The sequence below is a fragment of the Brachybacterium atlanticum genome (genome assembly GCF_025669985.1).
Classification (GTDB): Bacteria; Actinomycetota; Actinomycetes; order Actinomycetales; family Dermabacteraceae; genus Brachybacterium; species Brachybacterium conglomeratum.
This window is the reverse complement of record NZ_JAKJJW010000013.1, coordinates 1-23,101: the sequence shown is the minus strand read 5'-3', so window position 1 is coordinate 23,101 and position 23,101 is coordinate 1. Positions and strand designations below refer to the sequence as shown.

Here is a 23,101-nt window from a genome sequence, read left to right as displayed (position 1 = left end):
TGCCCGGCCCGACCGTCCCGACCTGAGGGGGTGCCCGTGGACGCGCTGCTTCTCGCCGCACCGCCTCACGCAGCCCCGGCGGAAGGCTCGTTCTGGGACCCCGTCGCGGCGACCTGGCCGCTGATGGCGCTGCTGGGCGCGGGCTGCCTGCTGCTGACCATCGGCTTCGTGGTGTGGCTGGTGCTGCAGCCCGACGAGCCCGAGCAGGACACCACGCCGCTCGTGGACAGGGCCGTCGACCGCGACCGCGGGCGCGCCGCGCTGATCCGGCGCCGCCTCGACGCGGACTCCGGCCGCGCGGACGTCTCGGACCCCGAGCTGCGCTGACCTCCCTCGGGACGGTCCGCCGCGCGATCCCAGGCGACCTGCCGCGCAGGTCGCCTCCTGTTCACCTCGCGGTGACCGCCTGCTCATCCACGCCCCGCACCGCGGCAAGACTGCGCCCCTAGGGTTCCCGTCACGGCGACGGACGACACTCGGGGGTGCACATGGATTCGGGGCGGACCCTGATGATCGCGGTCGACGGGCTCGACGAGCAGGACCTGGCCGACTGCGCACGCTCCGAGCACGGGTCGAGCAATCCGCTGGCGGCGCTCGCGGCCGCCGCCTCGCCGCTGCGGATCCGGGCGGGCGGCCCCTCGGAGCCCGCCCCGGCGCTGGCGACCCTGGTCGCCGGCACCACCGTCGCGCGCACCGGCGTCGCGACCGAGCAGCCCTTCGACCCCGAGCGGCCCGAGAGCCGCTCCACCTGGTACGCCGAGGCGATGGCGACGCCGAGCCTCTTCACCGCCGCGCGACAGGCCGGGCTGCGCACCGCCGCGCTGCAGTGGCCCGCGACGGCCGGCGGCGACATCGACCTGTGCCTGCCGCTGGTCGAGGACCTGCGCCGCTACCGCAACCGCTGGGACATGACCGAGCGCACTAGCTCGCCGCGGATGGTCGCCGACCATCTCGCGCCGCGGCGCGAGATGGGCGTGCAGCTCTCCCAGGCCGTCCCCGACGAGCTCGTCTCCGAGATCGCCGTCGAGGCCCTGGCCCGCGACCGCATCGACCTGCTCGCCGTGCGGCTGAGCCGTCTGGGGATCGCGCGCCGCGCCGCCGGGCTCGACGCCCCCGCCGCGACGCGGGCGCTGCGCGAGGCGGCCGAGGAGATCGAGGCGATCCTCGGCGCCTTCTCCCCCGGTCCCGAGGACCGCGTGCTCCTGGTCCCGGGGCGCCGGCTGGTGCCCGCCGCGCTGCTCGTGCACCCCAATGCCGTGCTCGCCGCGGAGGGGCTCGTCCGCACCGAGGGCACCCGCCTGAAGGACTCCCGCGTCCTGGTCTGGCCCGACGGGCCGCGCGGCGTGGTGCACGTGCGCCACGGCCAGGGGACCGCGGTGCGGGACATCGCCCTCGAGGCCCTCACCAGGCTCGCCGCGCACTCGCGCCTGCAGCTGCGTGCGGTGGACGACGGGGTCGGCGCGACCGCCGAGACCGACGTGGTCGCGGTGCTCGAGGGCACCTCGGGCACGGTCTTCGGCCTCTCCGCCACCCATCGTCCGCTGGTCGAGGGCGATGACCCCTACTACGCGGGGCCGCGCGCGGTCAGCGACCCCTCCGCCCCGGCGGTCGCCCTGGCGCAGGGGCCCGGGCTGCCGCCGGCCGGGGTCGAGGGCTCCTGGGCGGATCTCGGCGTGACCCTCGCCGCGGCGATGGGGCTCACGCTGCCCGGCGCGACCGCCGCGGGGATGTGCCCGGGCCCCGGCGCGGACGGGACCGGCGTGCACGCCTCCGCCCCGCTCGTCGAGAGCAGCTGACGGGGAGCGTCAGGCCCCGGAGCGCCGGGCGCCTCGGTGCATCAGGCGCCCCGGACCGACAGACATCCCGGGGCGTCAGGCACGTCGGTGCGCGAGGCTCGCGCGCATCCGGCCCAGCACGCGCCGCAGCGGGCTCGGCGACGGCTCGGCGACCCGGTCGCGCAGGTCGTCGAGCGCGGGCGCGTGGTGGTGGATGTGGAAGTCGCCGTCGTGCAGGGCGTCGGGGGCGGGATCGTCCTCCAGCTCGCCCGGGGAGACCTCGACCTGCAGCATCAACCTCACCTCGCGGCGGCCGTCGCGGTCCAGCACCACCTCGAGTGAGTCGACCGCAGAGGTGAGCTCTTCGGCGATGTCGGCCCGCAGCTGGGCCAGGGCGCCGTCCAGCGCGGCGGAGGCGGCGGCATCGGCCCGCACCGCCTCCCGCACCGGGTAGGCGACGAGGTTCCCGCCGACATCGAGGATCGCGTCGATGACCTCGTGGACGCCGACCTCGCGCCCTTCCTCGTGGAGGGCGAGCTGCTGGACGACCAGGCGCAGCGTCCCGGTCGCGGCATGCCCGACCACCGCATCGCGCACCCGCGCGACCGCCCGCGGACTGCTGTCCCAGATCACGTTTCCGCCGACCCCTCGGTCTGCTCCGCTCATGGCGAGAGGATAACCCCTCTCCCGCGAGGAATTCTGAACAGCGTCATGTTTTGCGCGGGTGCCCTGGAGGCCGACGCGCACCGCCGGCCGGGCGGGTGCTGTCGCGGCAGGTCAGCGGGCGGCGCGTGCGTCGATGCCGAGGACCGCGCGAACGGCCGCGATCTGGAAGCGTCGCGCCTCCTGCGCAGCTGGACCGTCGGCCGCGACGGCGACCTGGTGGCCGCCGCCGGGCAGCTCGAGGACCTCGTGCTCGGCGCCGGCCTCGGCGAGGGCGGCGATCAGGCGCCGGCAGTCGTGGACCAGCGGGTCGCGGTCCCCGCCGACGAGGTGCACGGGCGGCAGACCGGAGAGGTCCCCGAGCGCGGGGCTGAGCCGCGGCTCGGTGCGGGGCACGGCACCGGCGTAGAGGCGGGCGGCGACCTTCAGGCTCTCCTCCCCGTGGTCCTCGCGCGAGAGGTCCGACCAGGGCGACTCGAGCAGCAGCGCGGCAGGGGCGTCGACCCCGGTGGCGGCGAGGATCTGCGCGACGGCGAGCGCGAGCCCCGCCCCGGCACTGTCCCCGGAGAGCACCCAGCGATGCGGGCGCAGCACGGTCTCGCGCTGCATGTCGGCCAGCGCCCGCAGCACGTCGTCGACCGCGGCCGGGTATCGGTGGCGGGGGGCGAGGCGGTAGTGGATCATCGCCCCGGCGGTGCCTGCGCGGCGGGCGACCTCCTCGAGCCACTCCCAGGTCTGGCGGGACTCGCCCTGCACGTAGGCGCCGCCGTGCAGGTGCACGATCGTCGCGGTGCTCGCGAGGTCGGGATCGATCCAGGTCACGGGCACGTGGTCGTAACGCACACGGCGCACCCGCGAGGGGTCGGCGACGGAGCGAGGGGGCAGGGACGGCCGCTGCGAGGCCAGGATGCGCAGGGTGCGGACGAGGCTCATGGGGGCATCTTCCCACGGGATCCGCGGCGGCGCGTCGGAGCGCCCCGAGTTGCCGGGCGCACCGGCGGGCGGGCGGCCGGTCGGCCCTCGCTCAGCCGGCCAGCTCATCGTCGACGATCCGGGGCAGCCCGGCGCGGAAGCCCGCGATCGCGAGCAGCACGCCGGTGCCGGCGAGGAACCACAGCACCACCGCCGCGGAGCCGGTCGCGTCCAGGAGCACGCCCGCGAGGATCGGGCCGATCGCGGCGAGGAGATAGCCGACGGGTTGGGTCGCGCCGGAGAGGCGGGCGGTGATCTGCGGGGAGCGGGTGCGGGCGGGCAGCAGCGCGATCGCGGTGGGGAAGGCGAAGCTGCCGATCCCGAGCACGCACGCCCACAGCAGGGGGCTCACGGTCGGGGCGAGCAGCAGGCCGAGATAGCCGATCGTGGTCAGCGCGCCGAAGCTCGCCACGACGAAGCGCAATCCGGGGGCGCGGGCGATGACCGTCGGCATCACGAGCCCGCCCACGAGGCCCCAGCCGGAGATCACGCCGACCAGCATCCCGGCCCTGGCGGGGCTGATCCCGGCGTCGGCGAGGATCTGCGGGAGCATGCCGAACTGGGTGTAGGCGTTCAGCGACTGGAGCGCGAACATGAAGGTCAGCGCGATCGCGGTGGGCGAGCGCAGCAGGGAGGCGCGGGGCGCGCCGTCCCGGCCGGCGCTCGGCGGGGCGGGCGGGAAGTCGTGCCCGGTGCGGGTGAGGACCACGGCCCACACCACGATCGGCAGCGCCATCACCGCGCCCCAGAACAGCAGGGAGCCGCGCCAGCCGTCGGCGGCGCCGCCCGCGAGCGGCACGGCGAGGGACGCCCCGGCAGAGCCGCCGATCGCGAGGACCACGCTGTACAGGGTCATCAGCCCCACGGTGCGGCGTCCGCCGTGCAGCTTGATCCACGCCGGCACCAGCACGTTCCCGAGCGCGGGCCCCATCAGGGCCAGCACGGACAGCGCCACGAACAGCCAGAACACCTCGGTGCCCGGCCGCAGCAGCAGCGCGACCCCGGAGAGCACGAAGGCGGCGACGATCGAGCCGGTCAGGCCCAGGCGGCGCGAGATCGGCACGGCGAGCAGGCCCAGGGCGCCGAAGGCGAGGCAGGGCAGGGCGGTGAGCAGGCCGGAGGCGGCCGGTCCCTGCCCGTAGGCGGCGACGATCGGCTCCATCAGCGGTCCGACGCCGGTCGCGCCGGGGCGCAGGTTCACCGCGATCGTCGCGACCGCGAGCAGGGCGAGCACCGCGCCGACGGAGGTCGTCGAGGACGGGTCGTCGGACTGCTCGGGGGTGCTCACCCCTCCCTTGTACCCCTCCCCGCCGCGATCGGCCAGGGCGTTGTTCCATCCGGTGCCATCGATCTCACGTCGGCCCTCGCCGCGCCGGTCAGGGGCCCGATCGGCCCTCGGAAGGGCCGGTCGCGGGCCGAACGGGGAGGCCGCGGCCGCCCGCCCCGGCCTACGCTGGTGCGCGGCCCGGTGCGCCGGGCCCGCCCCCACCCCTGCGTCGGCCCCTCGCCCGACGGATCCCTAGGACGCCCATGACCTCCGCCGCCGCCCCCGCCCCGGACGCGACCGCCCCTCGCGCCGTGCACCCCGTCGACCAGGTGCCGCCGCCCGGCCGGCTCACCGTGCTCTCGATACAGCACGTGCTCGCCTTCTACGCGGGCGCCGTGATCGTGCCGCTGCTGATCGCCTCGGGCCTCGGCCTCACGCCCGAGCAGACGATCCACCTGATCAACGCGGACCTGTTCACCTGCGGCATCGCCACCCTGATCCAGTCCGTCGGCTTCTGGAAGGTGGGCGTGCGCCTGCCGATCATCCAGGGCGTGACCACCACCGCCGTCTCCCCGATCATCGCGATCGGCCTGGCGGCCACCGGCGGCGAGGGCGGTGCCGAGGGCCTGCCGATGATCTACGGCTCGATCATCGTCGCGGGCCTGTTCACCTTCCTGGTCGCGCCGTACTTCGCGAAGATCCTGCGGTTCTTCCCGCCGGTCGTGATCGGCACCGTGCTGACCACCATGGGCATCACGCTGCTGGGCGTCTCCGCCGGGGACATCACCAACTACGCCGAGGGCGTCCCCGCCACCCGCGACATCCTCTACGCGCTCGGCACCCTCGCCGTGATCGTCCTGGTCCAGCGGTTCTTCCGCGGCTTCCTCGGCACGATCGCGGTGCTGCTGGGCCTGGTGATCGGCACCGCCGTGGCCGTGCTGCTCGGGGACACCTCCTTCAGCGGCGTCACGGAGGCCTCCGCCTTCGGGGTCACCACCCCCTTCTACTTCGGCATCCCCACCTTCTCGCTCACCGCGATCATCTCGATGATCATCGTCATGCTGATCACGATGGTGGAGACCACCGGCGACGTCTTCGCCGCCGGCGAGATCGTCGGCAAGCGCATCCGGCCGAAGAACATCTCCGAGGCGATCCGCGCCGACGGCCTGTCCACCCTGCTGGGCGGCGTGCTGAACTCCTTCCCCTACACCTGCTTCGCGCAGAACATCGGCCTGGTGCGCCTGACCCGCGTGAAGTCCCGCTGGGTCGTCGCGGGCGCCGGCGTGATCATGATCGTCCTCGGCGTGCTGCCGAAGGCCGGCGCGGTCGTCGCCGCGATCCCCTCCCCCGTGCTCGGCGGCGCCTCGCTCGCCCTGTTCGCCTCGGTCGCGCTGGTCGGAATCCAGACCCTGTCGAAGGTCGACCTGACCGACAACCGCAACTCCGTCATCGTCGGCACCTCGCTGGGCCTGGCGATGCTGGTGAGCTTCAAGCCCGACATCGCGGGAGTGTTCCCCTCCTGGGCGCAGGTGTTCGTCTCCTCCGGCGTGACCGTCGGCGCGCTCACCGCGATCGTGCTGAACATCCTGTTCTTCCACCTCGGCCGCCAGCGCGGCGCGAACGTCGCCACCGACGCCGCCGGCCGACGGATCGGCATCGAGGACGTCAACGCCATGGACCGCGACGCGTTCGTGGGCACCTTCGGCACCCTGTTCAACGGCGCGACCTGGCCGCTCGAGCGGGCCTGGGAGGCACGCCCCTTCGCCGACGCGCCCGCGCTGCGCGCTGCGATCGAGGACGCGGTGCTGACCGCCGAGCGCTCCGAGCAGGACGCGCTGGTGCGCGCCTATCCGGACATGGCCACCCTGGTCACGGCCGACGAGGAGCAGGCCGGCAGCATCAGCCAGGACGTCGGCTCCCTCGCCCTGGACAGCCTCGCCGAGGAGGACGTGGAGGCACTGCGCGACCTCTCCGCCCGCTACGAGGAGAGGTTCGGCCTCCCGTTCGTGGCCTACCTGGGCCGCACCGACTCCTTCCGCAAGATCCTCGAGGACGGGGTGCGGCGCCTCGCCCACTCCCCCGAGCACGAGCGGCGCGTGGCCCTGACCGAGGTCGCCGAGATCGCCGGGGACCGCTTCGGGATCATGGTCGCCGACGCGAACCCCATCGGCTCCGCCTGGGCGAGGAAGTTCGAGTCGCTGCAGTGAGGTGAAAGGGCGCGGGCGGACGGACCCGTCGTGCGCCCCCGCCCCTGCTGACGGCCGAGGCTCCCCGGGCAGGCATCGACGTGGGCGCGGGTCCGGGCTAGCGTGAGGGAGAGCGCCCTCGTGAGCGCGGGGGCGACCCTCGACCGAAGGAGTCACCATGCCCCGCACCGTCGTCAGCACCGCCTCGACCGCCTGGAACGGCGACCTGATCTCCGGCTCCGGCAGCACCACCCTGGAGACCTCGCAGCTCGGCACCATGGACCTCTCCTGGAAGGCCCGCTCGGAGGACGCCGAGCAGGGCACCACCTCCCCCGAAGAGCTGATCGGCGCCGCGCACAGCGCCTGCTACTCCATGCAGTTCTCCAACATGCTCGCCGAGAACGACACCCCGCCCACCTCGATGAACACCTCCGCGAAGGTGTCCTTCAACGCGGGCGAGGGCGGCATCACCGGGATCGCCCTGACCGTCACCGCACAGGTGCCCGGCATCGAGGACGCCGACTTCCAGCGCCTGGCCGAGGAGGCCAAGCAGACCTGCCCCGTCTCCAAGGCGCTCGCGGGCGTGGAGATCACCCTCGAGGCCTCGCTCGGCTGAGCGAGACGGTCGCACCGCCAGCGGCCGCACCGGTCCGTCCCGTGCCAGCTGTCGGGATCGGTGCCGGTTCCGACAGTTGCCATGGGATGGCGCCGGTACGGCCGACGCCATGGAACCGATCCCCCGCCACTGGGCCGCCGTCCGCGAGACGCACACCTTCCCCGGGCAGGGCCCCTTCGCGCTGACGATCCACGGCTCCTCCGACGTCTCGGTCGAGGACGCCCGGCGCGATGCCCGCGAGCGCATGGACGCGCTCGTCGCCGCGGGCGGCCCCGAGCAGGAGCACGACTCGGGCCTGGAGTACTACCCGAGCCGCCGCCTGCCGGAGGAGCTGCTCGAGGAGGTCCATGGCGAGGACGGCACGCTGATCGCCGCGGTGACCCGCAACCGCTACGGCACGGCCGTGCTGAACACCGATGCGCTGCTGATCTGGGACGTCGACCTCCCCCAGGAGGATGCCGGCCGGTCGCGGTCGAGGATCGGCCGGGCCGGGAAGCGGCCCGGACTGCTCTCCCGACTCCTCGGCGGCGGTGCGCAGCGATCCGCTGTACATGCTGCTAAGCCGGGTCCACGACACCTATCGCGCCCTCCTCACACCGAAGCCGTGGCGCGTGGAGATCGACCGCTTCGAGTCGCTCGGCACCCGCACCGCCACAGCCCCCGAGCATCAGGACTGGGTGCGGCGCTACCGCGATGCCTCCGCGCAGGTCGCGGTGTGCCGCCTGCTCGAGGTGACCGGCCCTGCCCCGTCGGCCGAGGAGCAGCGGATCATCGACCTACACGACCGAGCGACCCGCCCGGAGTCCGGGCTGCCGCTCGCCTGAGAGCTCGGTCTCGAGGTGCTCAGCGCCGGGCCGCCCCCGGCCATCCCATGTCAGCTGTCGGTATCGGAGCCCTTTCCGACAGCTGACATGGGATGGCGACCGGTGACCGGAGGGGACGAGCACCGCGCACGGCCCGGGCGGGGCACCGAGAGGGGTGCTCCGCCCGGGCCGTACGTCGGATCTCGAGGCTCAGTGCGGCTGGGTGGCCTTCTCCGCGCCGGCGCCGGTCATGGAGCGGACCTCCATCTCGGCCTGCTTGAGCTCGTCGTGCTCCGAGGAGGTGACCGAGCCGAGCCAGCCGAGGAAGAAGCCCAGCGGCACCGAGATGATCGCCGGGTTCGTCAGCGGGAACCAGGCGAAGTCAACCCCGGGGATCATCGCCGTCTCGGAGCCGGAGACCACGGGGGAGAAGGTGATCAGGATCAGCGCGCTGCCGAGTCCGCCGTAGATGCTCCACAGCGAGCCGCGGGTGTTGAACCGCTTCCAATACAGCGAGTACAGGATCGAGGGCAGGTTCGCGCTGGCCGCGATCGCGAAGGCGAGCGAGACCAGGAAGGCGACGTTCTGCTCGGCGGCGAGGATGCCGCCGATGATCGAGACGCCGCCGATCACCACGGCGGTGCGCCGGGCGACCCGGACCTCCTGCGCCGAGGTAGCGCTGCCCTCCTTGATCACGCCGTTGTAGATGTCGTGCGCGAAGGAGGCGGAGGCGGTGATCGTCAGGCCCGCCACGACCGCGAGGATCGTCGCGAAGGCGACCGCGGAGATGATGCCCATCAGCACGGTGCCGCCGAGCGCGTAGGCGAGCGCCGGTGCGGCGGAGTTCGAGCCTCCGGGCAGGGTGCCGATCACGTCCACGCCCACCATGTACGCGGCGGCGAAGCCGAGCACCATGGTGCACAGGTAGAAGAAGCCGATCAGCCCGATCGCCCAGACCACGCTGCGACGGGCCTCCTTCGCCGTCGGCACGGTGTAGAAGCGCATCAGCACGTGCGGCAGGCCGGCGGCGCCGAACACCAGCGCGATCGCCAGGGAGACGAAGCCGAGCTTGGACGCGCCGGAGGAGCCGTACTGGTGCATCGGCTCGAGGATCGCGGCGCCGTCGGGATGCTCCGCGACGGCCCTGCCGAGCACCTCGGAGAGGTTGAAGCCGTTGAGCGCCAGGATCCACACCGTCGCGACGCCGACGGCGGTCACCAGCAGCACCGCCTTGATGATCTGCACCCAGGTGGTGCCCTTCATCCCGCCGATCAGCACGTAGGCGATCATCACGACGCCCACCACGGCGATCACGATCGACTGGCCCACGCGGCCCTCGATGCCGATCAGCAGCGAGACGAGCGCGCCGGCGCCCGCCATCTGGGCGAGCAGGTAGAAGAAGGTGACGGCGAGGGTGGAGGTCGCCGCCGCCGTGCGCACGGGGCGCTGGCGCATGCGGAAGCTCAGCACGTCGGCCATCGTGTACTTCGCGGTGTTGCGCAGCGGCTCGGCGACCAGCAGCAGCGCCACCAGCCAGGCGACGAGGAAGCCGACGGAGTACAGCAGCCCGTCGTAGCCGTAGAGCGCGACGGCGCCGACGATGCCGAGGAAGGAGGCGGCCGAGAGGTAGTCGCCGGCGATGGCGATGCCGTTCTGCCGGCCGGAGAACGCGCGGCCGCCGTGGTAGAAGTCGCCGGCGGTGACGTTCTGCTTGGAGACGCGGATGACCACGGCGAGGGTCACCACCACGAAGGCGAGGAAGATCGCGATGTTGAAGAGCGGGTTGCCGAATTCCATCAGTGCTCCCCCTCCAGCTCATCGCGCAGCTTCTCCGCGATCGGGTCGAGGTTCCGGTTCGCGTGGCGGATGTACAGCCAGGTGATCAGGAAGGTCATCAGGAACTGGCTGATGCCCATCAGCAGGCCGAGGTTGAGATTGCCCAGCACCGGGGTGGACATCAGGCCCTCTGCGTAGGTGGACAGCAGCACGTAGGCGAAGTACCAGACCAGGAACGCGACGGTCATCGGGATCGCGAAGCTGCGGAAGCTCGAGCGCAGGCGGCCGAACTCCTCGGACTTCTGGACGGCCCGGAACTGCTCAGGGGTGGGGGAGGGCGGGGCGCCGGGATGCGGCGCCTGGCCGCGGTCCGGCGAGGAGCCCGGCTCGGGCGAGGGGCCGGAGGCCGCAGAGGGCGGGGTGGTCACGGACACAACTCTTTCGTTCTGTTCGTCGCCCCGGCCCGGGGAGCAGGACCGGCGCTCCCGGAAACCGTAGCAGGTGTGATCCCAGTCATAGGCAGAGTGCGCGATGACCAGGCGTCCGATCGAGAGGTCGGGACCCTCGTGCCGGTCCGGGCCACCGCGTAGGGTGAGGAGGTGCTCGACATCCTGGACCGCGCCCGGGAGCGCCTCGCCCGGCCCTCCGATCCGGTCCCCTGCGCCGTCGCGACCATCGTCTCCGCCCAGGGCTCCGTGCCGCGGCCCGTGGGCACCTCGATGCTGGTGGGCACCGATGGTGCACTGCACGGCTCGCTCTCCGGCGGCTGCGTCGAAGGGGCGGTGCTCGAGGCCTGCCGCGAAGCGCTCGAGACCGGGAGGAGCAGCGTCCGGAGCTTCGGGTTCAGCGAGGAGGACGCCTTCGCCGTCGGGCTGATGTGCGGGGGCTCGCTCGAGGTGCTGATCCAGCCGTTCGCTCCCCCGCCCCCGGGGACCCAGAGCCCCCTCGGCACGGTCGACGACCCCGCCCCCGCCGCCTACGTGACCCGGCTGCCGCACGGGCCCGACGCTCTATCGGCGGTCGCTCCCGAGGGCGACGACGCACGGTGCCCGGCCCGGTCCGAGGGCGAGGACGCCGACGGTCCGCACGCTGTCCTGCTCGCGGGCGACGGGGCCGAGGAGATCCGCGGCGCGCTCACGGCCCTGCTCCCCCCGGAGATGCTCGAGGCGGGGAGCGCCCGGGTCGCCGCCATGCTCCGCGAGGCGCGCACCGGCACCCTCCGCCTCCCCGCGGGCGCCTCGACGATCGATCTCTTCGTCGAGTCCCGCATCCGGCCCGCGCACCTGGTGGTGTGCGGGGCGAACGCCTTCGGGCAGGCGCTGGTGGAGGCGGCGCGGCCGCTCGGGGTGCGGATCACGCTGTGCGACCATCGGCCGGCGTTCACCGATCCCACGGCGTTCCCGGGGGCGGAGGTGGTGCGTGCCTGGCCGCACCGGTTCCTCGCCGCGGCCGCAGAGCGCGGTGACCTCGATGCCCGCAGCATGGTCTGCGTGCTCACGCACGATCCGAAGGTCGACCTGCCGGTGCTCGCCACCGCTCTGCGGCTGGACATCGCCTACGTCGGTGCGATGGGGTCCCGGCGCAGCGATCACGATCGGCGCACGGCGCTGCGCGAGGCCGGGGTGGACGGGGAGGCGCTGTCGCGGCTGCGCTCCCCGATCGGCCTCGACCTGGGGGCGGGGAGCCCGGCGGAGGTGGCTATCGCGATCCTCGCGGAGATCCTGGCCGTGCGGGCCGAGCGCCGCACGGTCGAGCCGCTGCGCGACGGCAGCGGTCCGCTGCATGCGCGCACCGCTGCGCGCGGCTGAGAGGTCAGCCCCGCACGTCCAGCCGCCACAGGTCCTCGGGGAGGTCGAGGTCCGCACCGTCGTCGAGATCCGTGCAGTCCACGAGCTGCACGTGATCCCGCCGGGTGCGGAGCAGGTCGCGGGCGCCGACGTCCGCGTGCGCGGCCTCCGCGGCGGCGGTGGTCCAGGCGGCGTCGAGCAGCACCGGATGGCCCCGTCGGAGCCCGCCGGAGGCCTCGCGGTGGGCGGCGGCGGTGATCCCGCCGGGGCGGTGGGCGGCCAGCACCCGGGCCACCTCTGCCGCGCACGTCCCGGGGCGGTCCACCGGTGTGACCAGCACGTCGCGGCCCGGGCCGATCGCGGTCAGGCCGGTGCGCAGGGAGGTCCCCATCCCCTCGTGCCAGCGCGGGTTCTCCTCCGTGCGCGCCCACGGCATCCCGTCCACGACGGAGCCCACCCGCTCGGCGTCCGCGCCGGTGACGACCACGACCTCGGCGCAGCCGCCCTCGCGAAGGGCGCGCGCGACGTGCTCGACCAGGGGGGCGCCGCGCAGGAGCAGCAGTGCCTTGGGGCCGCGGCCCAGGCGCCGTCCGGCGCCCGCGGCGAGGATCAGGCCGGCGGGAGACGCGGCCGCCGGCCGGGGGCCGTCGAACGACGCGTCGCTCACCGCGCCAGGAGGTCGCTGCCGAACACGGGCAGGTCCCGCACCCGCACCCCGGTGGCGTGGTGGACGGCATTGGCGATCGCCGCAGCGGCACCGACGATGCCGATCTCGCCGATGCCGCGCGCCCCGAGCGGCCCGGCCTGGGGGTCCTCCTCGTCCAGCCAGTACGCCTCGAGGGAGCGGATGTCGGCGTTGACGGGCACGTGGTACTCGGCGAGGTCGTGGTTGACGACGTGTCCGAAGCGGGGGTCGAGCTCACCCTTCTCGTGCAGCGCCATCCCCACCCCCATGGTCATCCCGCCGAGGAGCTGCGAGCGGGCGGTGCGGGGGTTGATGATCCGCCCTACGGAGAACACCCCGAGCATGCGGTCCAGACGGATCTCGCCGGTCTCCTCCTGGACGCGGACCTGGGCGAACTGGGCGCCGTAGGAGTGCATGGCGAACTGCTTCTCGGCGGGGTTCTCCGCGGCCTCCCCGATCGCCTCGACGCCGTCGGCCGGGGCGGTGCCGTGCTCGCGGCGGAAGGCGTCCGCGGCGGCCAGCACGGCCGCGCTCCAGCTGGCGAGCCCGGTGGAGCCGCCGGCGACGGTCGCGTTCGGCAGCGCGGTGTCGCCGATCCGCAGCGCGATGCGGTCCGGGTCGACCTCGAGGGCGTCGGCGGCGACCTGGGTGAGGGCGGTCCAGGTGCCGGTGCCGAGGTCTGCGGCGCCGATGCCCACCTCGTAGACCCTCGCCTCGTGACGGATCCGGGCCTTCGAGCCGGGCTGCCGGGATGCGGGATAGGTCGCCGAGGCGACGCCGGTGCCGATCAGCCATCCGCCCTCCCGGCGGGCGCGGGGCCGCGGGTCACGGTCGGCCCAGCCGAAGCGGTCGGCGCCCTCGCGCAGGCAGTCGATCAGCCGGCGTCGGTTGAAGGGCATCCCTGTGTCGGGGTCATGCTCCGGCTCGTTGCGCACCCGCAGCTCGATCGGGTCGAGTCCGCAGGCCTCGGCGAGCTCGTCCATCATGATCTCCGGGCCCACCATCCCCGGTGCCTCGCCGGGGGCGCGCATCCAGGAGGGGACGGCGATGTCCAGCGGGAGCACGCGCTGGGTGATGCGGCGGTGCTCGCCGGCGTACATCTGCCGGGAGGGTTTGATCGCCACCTCGGGGAACTCCTTGGTGTGCGAGGAGCTGGAGACCGCCTCGAGCCCGAAGGCGGTGATCGTGCCGTCGGCCCGGGCCCCGATCCGGAAGCGCTGGGAGGTGGCGGGCCGGTACCCGGTCAGCGCGAACATGTGCTGGCGGGTGACGGCATGCTTCACCGCGCGGCCGGGCACGGCGTGCGCGGCCAGCGCCGTGAGCATCATGTCCGCATGGGGCAGGCCCTTGGAGCCGAAGCCGCCGCCGACGTGCGGGCTGATGATCCGCAGCTGCTCGGGGTCGATGCCCAGCATCGGGGCGAGGGTCTGCCTAGCGGGGTGCACGCCCTGGGTGGAGGTCCACAGCGTGAGCTCCTCGCCGTCCCAGCGGGCGATGGTGGTATGCGGCTCCATCGGGTTGTTGTGCTCGAGCGGGGTGGAGTACCGCTGGTCCACCACGATGTCCGCGGCGGCGAGCGCGGCCTCGAGGTCACCGGTGTCGATGTCGTCGGCGCCGCCCTCGGGTTCGCGCACAGCGGGGTGGTCCGGGCGGAAGACGGCATCGTGCGGTGCGGCCTCGGTGGTGACCACGACGAGGTCGGCGGCCTGGCGGGCCGTCTCCGGGGTCTCGGCGAGGACGGCGCCGAGGTACTGGCCGCGGAAGCCGATCCGGTCGTCCTGGAGGATCGCGAGCTCGCCGTCCTCGGTGTCGGCGAGCCGGAGGGCGTTCTCGTGGGTGATCACGCGCACCACCCCGTCGAGCGCGAGCGCGGCCGTGGCGTCGATGGCGGTGACGCGGCCGAGCGCGATCGTCGAGCACAGAGGGAAGAGATGGAGCGGATCCTCGACCGGGTGCTCGTAGGCGTAGGGAGCGAGGCCGCGCACCTTGTCGGGCCCGTCCAGACGCACCCGGGGGGTGCCGATCGAGGAGGCGCGCAGGAGGTCACTCATCACGGGGCTCCTCGTTCTCCTCGCCCAGGCCGGCGAGCTCGGCGAGCACGCTCACCATCACGCCCTGGGCCATCGTCACCTTGAACTCGTTGCCCTCCGCAGGACGGGCCTGCTCGAGCTCGGCCGCCGCGGCCCGGCGGAAGCTCTCGCGGGTGGCGGGGGCCCCGGCGAGGAGCTGCTCGGCGCGGCGCGCGCGCCAGGGGGCGTGGGCGACGCCTCCGAGGGCGATCCTCGCGGAGAGGATCGTGGGCCGCGCGGCGTCCGGGTCGAGCTCGAGCACCGCGGCGACCGAGACCAGGGCGAAGGCGTAGGAGGCGCGGTCGCGGATCTTGCGATACGTGGAACGGGTGCGGGCTGCGCGGTCCGGCGGGGGCAGCTCGACGGCGGTGATCAGGTCACCGTGCTCGAGGACCGTGTCGCGCTCGGGCTCGTCCCCCGGAAGGCGGTGCAGCGCGGTGAGGGGCAGGCGCTTCTCGCCGTCGCTGCCGAGCACCACCACGGTCGCGTCCAGGGCGGCGAGCGCGACCGCCATGTCGGAGGGGTGGGTGGCGATGCACGCGTCGGAGGCGCCGAGGATCGCGTGGTAGCGGGTGTAGCCCCCGAGCGCCGAGCAGCCGCTGCCCGGGGCGCGCTTGTTGCAGGGGGTGGTGGGGTCCTGGAAGTAGACGCAGCGGGTGCGCTGCAGCAGGTTCCCGCCGGTGGTGGCGGCGTTGCGCAGCTGGCCCGAGGCGCCGGAGAGGAGGGCGCGGGAGAGCATCGGGTGGTCGCGGCGCACGCGCGGATCGGCGGCGAGATCGCTGTTGCGGACCATGGCGCCGACGCGCAGACCGCCGTCCGGCAGCTCCTCGATGTCCGCGAGGTCGAGACGGCCGATGTCGACCAGCAGATCGGGGGCGGTGATGCCGAGCTTGAGATGGTCGACGAGGTTGGTGCCGCCGGCGAGGTAGGTCGCGCCGGGTCGTTCGGCGATCGCGGCGACGGCGCCGGCGGCGTCGTCCGCACGTACGTAGTCGAAGGGTCTCATCGGTCCGTCCCCTCGCTCGCGGTGCTCGCCCCGGCCGCCTGCTGGACGGCGGCGACGATGTTGACGTACGCGCCGCAGCGGCACAGGTTCCCGCTCATCCGCTCGCGGATCTCGTCCTCGGTGAGCTCGATCGGGTGGTCGTGCCCGTGGTCGTCGGTGACCACGCTGGGGTGTCCGTCGGCCGCCTCGCGGAGCACGCCGGTCGCGGAGCAGATCTGCCCGGGGGTGCAGTAGCCGCACTGGAAGGCGTCCTGCTCGAGGAAGGCGGTGTGCAGGGCGGAGAGTTCTCCGTCGGGGGCGAGGCCGTTCGAGGTGAGCACCTCCGCGCCGTCGAGGGACACGGCCAGCAGCAGGCAGGAGTTCAGCCGCCGCCCGTCGACCAGCACGGTGCAGGCACCGCACTGGCCGTGGTCGCAGCCCTTCTTCGGGGACATGTTCCCCAGGTGGTCCCGCAGCGCGTCGAGCAGGGTGGTGCGCGGGTCGACGGTCAGGTCGTGCGGCTGACCGTCGATGACGAGGTGCAGTGGATGGCCCATCGGACGCCTCCGGATCAGGTCGGGATTCGAACGTACTGGCCGCCCGAGGACTCGGCAACCGGATCCGCCGGCCACCGACCGATCGTTCGCCTGCGCCGAGGGGGACGGTCTCCGCAGTGGCAGGACCGGCGCGGCCGCGTTCGCGGCTCCTCCATCGACCCGCGGGTGTTCACCCGGTACCGCCGGGCCGAGCTGCTGGACGGGGCCCGCTCCCCGGAGGCGGCGCTGAGGGATCTGCTGCGGGGGTGAGGGGAGGTCCTCGACGTCACCGCACGTGTCGTCCCTGCAGGGTCGGCGCCGCGGTCCCGTCGTCGCTGCGACACCGTCGGCGCCGCGGGTCAGCCGCTGAAGCCGCCGGAGTGCGCCATGTCCTTGAACCGCGAGTAGTGGCCCTCGAAGGCGACGGGGATCGTCTTGGTCGCGCCGTTGCGGTGCTTGGCCACGATCAGGTCGGCCTCGCCGGCGCGGGCGGACTCCTTCTCGTAGTAGTCCTCGCGGTGGATCAGGAGGATGACGTCGGCGTCCTGCTCGATCGACCCGGACTCTCGCAGGTCCGACATCATCGGGGTCTTGTCGGTGCGCTGCTCGCTGCCTCGGTTCAGCTGCGAGATCGCGATGACGGGGCAGTCGATCTCCTTGGCCAGCAGCTTCAGGGCCCGGGAGAACTCCGAGACCTCCTGCTGACGGGACTCGACCTTCTTGCCCGAGCTCATCAGCTGCAGGTAGTCGATGACCACGAGACGGAGGTCGTGCTTCTGCTTCAGGCGGCGGCACTTGGCGCGGATCTCCATCAGCGACATGTTCGCGGAGTCGTCCATGAACAGGGGCGCATCGGCGATCCGGCTCATGGCGCGGGCCATGGACTGCCAGTCCCGGTCGTCCATCGAGCCGTCGCGCATGCGGTTCATCGGCACCTGCGACTCGGCAGAGAGCAGGCGCATGGTGATCTCGGTCTTGTCCATCTCCAGGGAGAAGATGACCGACGTCTGGCCGTTGTGGATCGAGGCGGAGCGCAGCACGTCCATGCCGAGGGTCGTCTTGCCCATGGCGGGGCGGCCCGCGAAGATGATCATCTGCCCGCCGTGGAGGCCCTGGGTGAGCTCGTCGAGCTCGGCGAAGCCGGTGGGCACGCCGGTGACCTGGCCGCCGCGGTTCTGGGTCGCCTCGATCGCGTTGAGGGTCTCGTCGATCACTTCGCCCAGCGGCAGGAAGTCGTCGCTCTGGCCGCGCTCGGTGACCGCGTAGATCTGGGCCTGCGCCTCGTTGATGACCTCGTCGACCTCGCCGCCGTCGGCCGCATAGCCGAGCTGGACGATGCGGGTGCCGGCCTCGACGAGGCGTCGCAGCTGGGCACGCTCGACCACGATCTCGGCGTAGTAGCCGGCGTTCGCGGCGGTGGGGACCATGTCGATGAGGTCCGCGAGATAGGCGCCGCCGCCCACGCGCTGCAGCTCGCCGCGCTTGGAGAGCTCGTCGGAGACGGTGACCAGGTCCGCGGGTTCGCCGCGGCCGTACAGGTCGATGATCGCCTCGTAGATCATCTCGTGCGCGGGGCGGTAGAAGTCGTTGCCGCGCACGGTCTCGACGACGTCGGCGATCGCGTCCTTGGACAGCATCATGCCGCCCAGCACGCCACGCTCGGCGGCGAGGTCCTGGGGCGGGGTGCGCTCCAGCGCGCGGTCGGATCCGGCTTCGAAGGCTTCGGTGGATGTCACCGAGCCAGTCTAGGAAGTCCCGCGGACGGACGGGACGTGATCCTTCCGTCGGTGGAGGACGCGCCGATGGGGAGGAGAGGTCGGACGGCGGATCGGCCGACGGGCTCGCGGCGCGCCGGCCGCTCCCGGTCGGTCCCCGTCGGCGCCGGTGGGTTCCGGTCGCTTTTCAGATCCGCCCCCGCCACAGCGGCCCCGGATCCCGAGAGGGAATGAGGCGCATCCCTCGCCGGGTCACTCAAACCTTGAAGTCAGGGTTGCTCCTCCTCTACGTTCGCCGGGCACTCTCCCCCGACGGAAGGACCCCCATGGCCGCCTCGTCCCGCACCGGAATGGCCTCTGACCTCGGCCTGCTCGTGGCCCGCATCCTGCTCGGCGCGATCTTCGCCGCGCACGGCTACCAGAAGCTCGTCACCTTCGGCCTCGCCGGAGCGACCGAGAGCTTCCGCGGCATGGGGGTGCCGGCCCCCGAGATCGCCGCTCCCGTCGTCGCGATCGTCGAGCTCGTCGGCGGCATCGCGCTGATAGCCGGCGCCTTCACCGGCATCGTCGGACTGCTGCTCGCGATCGACATGCTCGTCGCCGCGCTCCTGGTGCACCTCCCCCAGGGCGTCTTCATCGACGCCGGCGGCTGGGAGCTGGTCGGCGCGCTCGGCGCCGGTGCGCTCGCGATCGCCGCGGTCGGGGCGGGACGCCTCTCGCTCGACGCCCTGCTGCGCGGCCGACGCGGCTCCCGCAGCCGCGCCTCCTCCGCCGCCGCAGCGGCGGCCTGACCCGGGAGGTTCCCGCTCCGGCGTCCCCGGCCGCCATCACCTGTGCCCGGCACCGGCCCCAGACGGGGGCGGTGCCGGGCACAGCGCATTCGGCTCGGGCTCAGCCGCGCTGGGGCATCCCGAGCACGTAGGAGGCCTGGGCGAGGTGCTGGATCGCGTCGTCGACGATGCTCACCAGGCGGGCACCACGGGAGACGGGCGGGTCCCAGGCCTCGTCGACGATGTCGCCGAGGTCGAAGGCGGCGAGCTCGTCGAGGTAGTACTCCAGCGCATCGAGGGAGGCGAGGACGTAGTCCAGCAGCCCTTCGCCGTCCTGGACCTCGATCGCGCGGGCCTGCTCGGGGCTGTGGCCGTAGCCGACGGCGTCCCCCTCCGCGCCGAGCCCGAGGCGCTCGCCGAAGTCGCCCCTGGCCCACACCTCCTCCTGGCCGGTGAGCGCGGCGAGCTGGACATCGATCTCGCGCCCGGTGTGCCACAGCAGCCAGGCGATCGAGTTGGGGTGCCCGCCGGGGTGGGCGGCGAGCTCCAGGGGCCCCAGTCGGCCGCGCAGCGAGTCGGCCACGTGACGGGGGCGGGAGGCGAGTTCGCGGAGCAGGTCGATGGCGTCCATGGTCCGACGGTACCCGTCGGCGCGCCCCTCGGTCCGCCGGTCGCCGAGGATGGCCTCAGCAGGTGCGGGCTCCGCGCCAGGACCAGGACCCCGGTTCGGCACATCAGGATGCCAGCGTGCCGGAGCGCCGGCGGGGCTGCGGCGTGGTCAGGTCACGGCACATGGCGTGCCACTACGGCTATATAGGCATACAGGTACGCCATGCGCCACTATTCGACCAGGGTCCCCTACGGCGGGGCGAGAGCAGGGCCGGGAGGGGCGGGGCCAGGCGAGAGCCGCGATGGGCCGGGCGAGCAGGGGCGGGGCCAGGCGAGAGCCGGCGGAACAGGTCCGTGCGAAGGGGAACGGGGCAGGGTCGAGCGCGAGCCGAGCGGGCGCAGGAGCCTGCTCGGGAAGGCGCGGCGCAGGTGGGGCGCGGCCCGTGCGGTGTTCAGTCCTCGGCAATGACGCCGACGGCCTGATCGGGGTGGCGCTGCAGCCAGCTCTCGAGGAAGGGGCAGATCACCAGCACAGGGAGGGCGGCGGCCCGCGCCTCGGCGAGCACGGTGCGCACGAGCACGGAGGCGACGCCCTCGCCGCGGTGCTCGGGGTCGGTGACGGTGTGGATCAGCTCGACCCGGCGCCGCGTGCGCTCGTAGATCATGATCCCGACGACCTCACCGCCCCGGACCGCCTCATAGCGTCCGGCCCGGGCGTTGTCCCTCACGGCGATCGTCTCCCCGGGCCCATGCACGTGCTCCTCGGGGAGGCCGTCGGCTCCGATCGTCATGGCGGGGCCCCCTTTCGACCGGTGCCTCCACGCTACGCCAGGCGGACGTCCCTGTCAGGACCGAGCAGGCGGGTCGCCCCGCCCGGCCCTCCCGTCGGCCGCGCGCGTGCGACCATGCTGGACGTGATCCCGGACCCCGCACAGCCCCTCACCCCCTCCCCCGCTCCCGACGCACCGGCACCGCAGAGCACGGCCCCGACCGCGGAGGACTCCGCCTTCTCCCGCGCCGCGGACGCGCTGCAGCGCCACCGCGAGCCCTCGGAGGTCTGGGGCGACGAGCGGGAGGCCGTGAGCCTCGCCCTGCGCTGGGCGGCCGCGCACACCACCGTCGCCACCGACCCCAAGACCACCGCCCGCAGCGCCGAGGAGCTGCAGGCCGAGGTGGGCGCGACCATCACCGAGGACGGCATCGGCGCCGCCCGCGCGATGGAGCTGTTCGACGAGGTGCTGCTGCCGGCGACCCGCTCGAGCGAGGACCCGATGAACCTCGCCTACATCCCCGCCGCGCCGACCCGGGCCGCGGTCGCCTTCGACACCGTCGTCTCCGCCGCGAACGTGTTCGGCGGGATCTGGGAGAACGGCGCCGGCGCGATCTTCGCCGAGAACCAGGTGCTGCGCTGGCTCGCGGACCTGCTGGGCTGGCCGGCGGACGCCGCCGGGGTGTTCGTCTCCGGCGGCACCCAGGGGAACCTCTCGGCGCTCGCGACCGCGCGCGACCACGCGCTGCGCGAGCGGGGCCGACGCCCAGGCGGCGGCTGGGCGCTGGCCTGCGCCTCGACCGCCCACTCCTCGGTCGCCTCCGCCGCGCGACTGCTGGACATGGACGTGGTCACGGTCCCGGTCGACGACCGCGGACATCTCACCGGCGCCGCGCTCGAACCGCTGCTGGCGGAGGATCCGCGGATCTGCGCGGTGGTCGCCTCGGGCGGCACCACGAACGCCGGGATCGTCGACGACCTCGCCTCCGTGGTCGAGGTCGCGCACCGCCACGGCGCCTGGGTGCACGTGGACGGCGCCTACGGCGGCGCGGCGCTGGCCTCGCCGAGCGCGCGGGAGCGCTTCGCGGGCATCGAGCAGGCCGACTCCTTCATCGTGGACCCGCACAAGTGGCTGTTCGCCCCCTACGACTGCTGCGCACTGCTGTACCGGGACCCGCGCCCGGCGGCGGCCGCGCACTCCCAGCACGCCGCCTATCTCGACTCGATCGACCGCGGCGAGTCCAACCCCTCGGACCTCGCCGCCCATCTCTCCCGCCGCACCCGCGGCCTGCCGCTGTGGTACTCGCTGGCCACCCACGGCACCGCCGCCTATGCCGCGGCGGTGGACCGCTGCCTGGACTCCGCCCGCACCGTCGCGGAGGCGATCCGTGCGAGCGAGCACCTCGAGCTGCTCATGGAGCCGGAGCTGTCCGTGGTGGTGTTCCGTCGGCCGGGATGGACGCCTGCCGCCTATCGCCGCTGGTCGCAGCGCCTGGCGAAGGACGGGACGATGCTGTGCGTGCCCACCGCGTTCCGGGGCGAGATCGCGCTGCGGCTCGCCTTCGTGAACCCGGCGACGGATCCGCGGGCCGTGATCGCGGTGCTCGAGGAGACGATGCGGGAGGCCGACGGGAGCTGAGCGCTCAGGCGCTCGCCGCCCGCTCGTCGCCGCCGTCCTCGCAGTCGCGCCCGGCCCGCACGTCGGCGTCGCCTTCCGCCCCGTGCCCGGCCCGCACGTCGGCGTCGCCTTCCGCCCCGTGCCCGGCCCGCTCGGCTCCGCCCCCGATCTCGCGAGCCGCCTCCAGCTCCGCCGCGAGCCTCGCGACCCGGGCGGCGTCCTCGTCCCGGCCCAGCGCCTCGTAGGCGGAGCGGGCCCGGCGGGCGGCGCGGCGCGCGGCTGCGGTCTCGCCGCGCCGGGCGAGCAGGTCGGCGTGGCGGTCGTCGAGATAGGACGCCCAGTAGCGGGCGCGCGCGTCGTGCCCCTCGGGCATCCGCCCGATCGCGTCGAGCACCTCGCGGCGGCGAGCCTCGTAGCCGGCCTGGTCGGTCCCCTGCTCGCCGCGGGCGAGCGCATCGCCGGCGACGATCAGCACCCCCATCCGGGCATCGACCAGGTGGTCCCACAACAGCTCGGGCGGCAGGTCCCAGCCGGAGTCGGGGCGGGTGCGGCGCTCGATCTCGCGGGCGGCGACGTGCACCGCCCCGGAGCGGCCCAGGTCCAGCGCCCGCCGCATCGCCAGGGCGTTCGCGCTCAGCTCGGTGCGCAGCCTCTCGGAGCGCTCCTCGCGCGGGGTGTCGAGGTCGTCGACGAGCCAGCGCGCCGCCGCGGCCAGGCGCTGCAGCTCCCCGAGGGAGGCGGCGTGGTCGCCGGCGCGCTCGTGGAGGCTCGCGGCCAGCCGCGCCGCCTCGAGCAGGGAGCGGTGGTCGCGGTGCTCGCGGGCGAGGGCGCGGGCCTGCTCGAGCGGCACCCACGCCGCGTCCAGCCGCTCGGCCTGGAGGCGCTGGGCGGTGACGGCCAGGAGCGGGGCGATCCGCAGCCGGTCCTGCTCGAGGGTGCGCTGCAGGGAGAGCAGGCGCCCTGCGGTGAAGCCGGCGAGATCCGTCGCGCCGGCCGCCATCAGCGCCTCCAGCAGGGAGGTGATCAGCCCGATCCGCAGCGGGGGGTCGTCCACGTCGGCGAGCCCGCCGAGCGCCTCGAGGGCGTGGTGCGCGGCGACGACGGGCCGCTCCTGCCGGAGCAAGCGGGCGAGGAGGGCGTGGGCCCCGGTCTCCAGGCGCCACGGATCCGCGGGGGCCTCGCCGCGCTCCGTCGCCTGCTGCGTGGTCAGCTCGAGCACGTCGAGGGCGAGGCTCACGGCCCCGTCGACGTCGCCGACGGCCTCGAGGGCCTGCGCGAGGCGGAGCCGCAGCTCGCGCTCGGGATCCTCGAGCAGCGCGTCGCGCACCTCGGGAAGGACGGCGAGCGCGGCACGGAGCCGGGCCACGGCGCGGCGCGGGTCGACGGTGCCGCCCCGCCCCCCGTCGGGGCCGGGCAGGGAGCTGGCCTCGAGGGCGCGCACGACGGCGAGCATCGGGGCGGAGGCGCGGAGGGCCTCGCCGCGGCGTCGGCCCCGGGCCC

21 protein-coding genes are annotated in these 23,101 nt (G+C 74.0%); 8 read left to right on the top strand and 13 right to left on the bottom strand.

Going from position 1 to position 23,101, the window contains the following annotated elements:
• Nucleotides 1–36: 36 nt before the first annotated feature.
• Nucleotides 37–327 (top strand): hypothetical protein, encoded by a 291-nt coding sequence (locus L3K22_RS08280; RefSeq protein WP_263310946.1) that lies wholly within the window; start codon nt 37–39, stop codon nt 325–327.
• A gap of 161 nt (nt 328–488) precedes the next feature.
• Nucleotides 489–1,796, top strand: coding sequence for an alkaline phosphatase family protein (locus L3K22_RS08275; RefSeq protein WP_263310945.1), 1,308 nt, complete (start codon nt 489–491; stop codon nt 1,794–1,796).
• Between the two features lie 75 nt (nt 1,797–1,871).
• Here the strand turns inward: L3K22_RS08275 and L3K22_RS08270 are convergent, their stop codons facing one another.
• From L3K22_RS08270 to L3K22_RS08260, 3 genes are all read right to left on the bottom strand, one after another.
• Nucleotides 1,872–2,441: a hypothetical protein gene (locus tag L3K22_RS08270; RefSeq protein ID WP_263310944.1), complete on the bottom strand. Its 570-nt coding sequence runs from the start codon at nt 2,439–2,441 to the stop codon at nt 1,872–1,874.
• Nucleotides 2,442–2,552: 111 nt separating this feature from the next.
• Nucleotides 2,553–3,371, bottom strand: a complete 819-nt coding sequence (locus L3K22_RS08265; RefSeq protein ID WP_263310943.1) for an alpha/beta hydrolase — start codon at nt 3,369–3,371, stop codon at nt 2,553–2,555.
• A 91-nt stretch (nt 3,372–3,462) separates the two neighbouring features.
• Nucleotides 3,463–4,698: an MFS transporter gene (locus tag L3K22_RS08260; protein ID WP_263310942.1), complete on the bottom strand. Its 1,236-nt coding sequence runs from the start codon at nt 4,696–4,698 to the stop codon at nt 3,463–3,465.
• A 242-nt stretch (nt 4,699–4,940) separates the two neighbouring features.
• On the opposite strand from L3K22_RS08260, the gene L3K22_RS08255 reads away from it, so the two are divergent.
• From L3K22_RS08255 to L3K22_RS08245, 3 genes are all read left to right on the top strand, one after another.
• Nucleotides 4,941–6,884 (top strand): solute carrier family 23 protein, encoded by a 1,944-nt coding sequence (locus L3K22_RS08255; RefSeq protein WP_263310941.1) that lies wholly within the window; start codon nt 4,941–4,943, stop codon nt 6,882–6,884.
• A gap of 157 nt (nt 6,885–7,041) precedes the next feature.
• Nucleotides 7,042–7,479 (top strand): OsmC family peroxiredoxin, encoded by a 438-nt coding sequence (locus L3K22_RS08250; protein WP_263310940.1) that lies wholly within the window; start codon nt 7,042–7,044, stop codon nt 7,477–7,479.
• A gap of 530 nt (nt 7,480–8,009) precedes the next feature.
• Nucleotides 8,010–8,303 (top strand): hypothetical protein, encoded by a 294-nt coding sequence (locus L3K22_RS08245; protein ID WP_263310939.1) that lies wholly within the window; start codon nt 8,010–8,012, stop codon nt 8,301–8,303.
• 189 nt (nt 8,304–8,492) lie between these two features.
• Here L3K22_RS08245 and L3K22_RS08240 read toward each other — a convergent pair whose 3' ends face one another.
• The gene (locus L3K22_RS08240) at nt 8,493–10,079 is read right to left on the bottom strand and encodes a monocarboxylic acid transporter (RefSeq protein ID WP_263310938.1); all 1,587 of its coding nucleotides are present in this window, start codon (nt 10,077–10,079) and stop codon (nt 8,493–8,495) included.
• The gene (locus L3K22_RS08235) at nt 10,079–10,486 is read right to left on the bottom strand and encodes a DUF485 domain-containing protein (protein WP_263310937.1); all 408 of its coding nucleotides are present in this window, start codon (nt 10,484–10,486) and stop codon (nt 10,079–10,081) included. The genes L3K22_RS08240 and L3K22_RS08235 overlap by 1 nt, the downstream gene beginning before the upstream one ends.
• Nucleotides 10,487–10,657: 171 nt before the next feature.
• On the opposite strand from L3K22_RS08235, the gene L3K22_RS08230 reads away from it, so the two are divergent.
• Nucleotides 10,658–11,866: an XdhC family protein gene (locus tag L3K22_RS08230; RefSeq protein ID WP_263310936.1), complete on the top strand. Its 1,209-nt coding sequence runs from the start codon at nt 10,658–10,660 to the stop codon at nt 11,864–11,866.
• Nucleotides 11,867–11,870: 4 nt separating this feature from the next.
• Here the strand turns inward: L3K22_RS08230 and L3K22_RS08225 are convergent, their stop codons facing one another.
• From L3K22_RS08225 to dnaB, 5 genes are all read right to left on the bottom strand, one after another.
• Nucleotides 11,871–12,512 carry a nucleotidyltransferase family protein gene (locus L3K22_RS08225; protein WP_263310935.1) on the bottom strand — a complete coding sequence of 214 codons (642 nt, stop codon included), beginning with the start codon at nt 12,510–12,512 and terminating at the stop codon, nt 11,871–11,873.
• Entirely contained in the window at nt 12,509–14,581 is a 2,073-nt protein-coding gene (locus tag L3K22_RS08220) for a xanthine dehydrogenase family protein molybdopterin-binding subunit (RefSeq protein WP_263310934.1), read from the bottom strand. The genes L3K22_RS08225 and L3K22_RS08220 overlap by 4 nt, the downstream gene beginning before the upstream one ends.
• A complete protein-coding gene (locus tag L3K22_RS08215) occupies nt 14,574–15,605 on the bottom strand; it encodes an FAD binding domain-containing protein (protein ID WP_263310933.1) in 1,032 nt (343 codons plus the stop codon). Before L3K22_RS08215 ends, L3K22_RS08220 begins: the two co-directional genes overlap by 8 nt.
• Nucleotides 15,602–16,141 carry a (2Fe-2S)-binding protein gene (locus L3K22_RS08210; RefSeq protein WP_263310932.1) on the bottom strand — a complete coding sequence of 180 codons (540 nt, stop codon included), beginning with the start codon at nt 16,139–16,141 and terminating at the stop codon, nt 15,602–15,604. The genes L3K22_RS08215 and L3K22_RS08210 overlap by 4 nt, the downstream gene beginning before the upstream one ends.
• 338 nt (nt 16,142–16,479) lie before the next feature.
• On the bottom strand, nt 16,480–17,856 hold the full coding sequence (dnaB, locus tag L3K22_RS08205) for a replicative DNA helicase (protein ID WP_010550821.1): 1,377 nt from the start codon (nt 17,854–17,856) through the stop codon (nt 16,480–16,482).
• 305 nt (nt 17,857–18,161) lie between these two features.
• On the opposite strand from dnaB, the gene L3K22_RS08200 reads away from it, so the two are divergent.
• Nucleotides 18,162–18,626 carry a DoxX family protein gene (locus L3K22_RS08200; RefSeq protein ID WP_263310931.1) on the top strand — a complete coding sequence of 155 codons (465 nt, stop codon included), beginning with the start codon at nt 18,162–18,164 and terminating at the stop codon, nt 18,624–18,626.
• 100 nt (nt 18,627–18,726) lie between these two features.
• Here the strand turns inward: L3K22_RS08200 and L3K22_RS08195 are convergent, their stop codons facing one another.
• Entirely contained in the window at nt 18,727–19,236 is a 510-nt protein-coding gene (locus L3K22_RS08195) for a mycothiol transferase (RefSeq protein WP_263310930.1), read from the bottom strand.
• A 430-nt stretch (nt 19,237–19,666) separates the two neighbouring features.
• The gene (locus L3K22_RS08190; protein WP_263310929.1) at nt 19,667–20,005 is read right to left on the bottom strand and encodes a GNAT family N-acetyltransferase; all 339 of its coding nucleotides are present in this window, start codon (nt 20,003–20,005) and stop codon (nt 19,667–19,669) included.
• A gap of 123 nt (nt 20,006–20,128) precedes the next feature.
• Between L3K22_RS08190 and L3K22_RS08185 the strand changes: the two genes are divergently transcribed.
• Nucleotides 20,129–21,622: a pyridoxal phosphate-dependent decarboxylase family protein gene (locus L3K22_RS08185; RefSeq protein WP_263310928.1), complete on the top strand. Its 1,494-nt coding sequence runs from the start codon at nt 20,129–20,131 to the stop codon at nt 21,620–21,622.
• Nucleotides 21,623–21,626: 4 nt separating this feature from the next.
• Here the strand turns inward: L3K22_RS08185 and L3K22_RS08180 are convergent.
• On the bottom strand, nt 21,627–23,101 hold a 1,475-nt coding region (locus L3K22_RS08180), incomplete at its 5' end, for a hypothetical protein (RefSeq protein ID WP_263310927.1).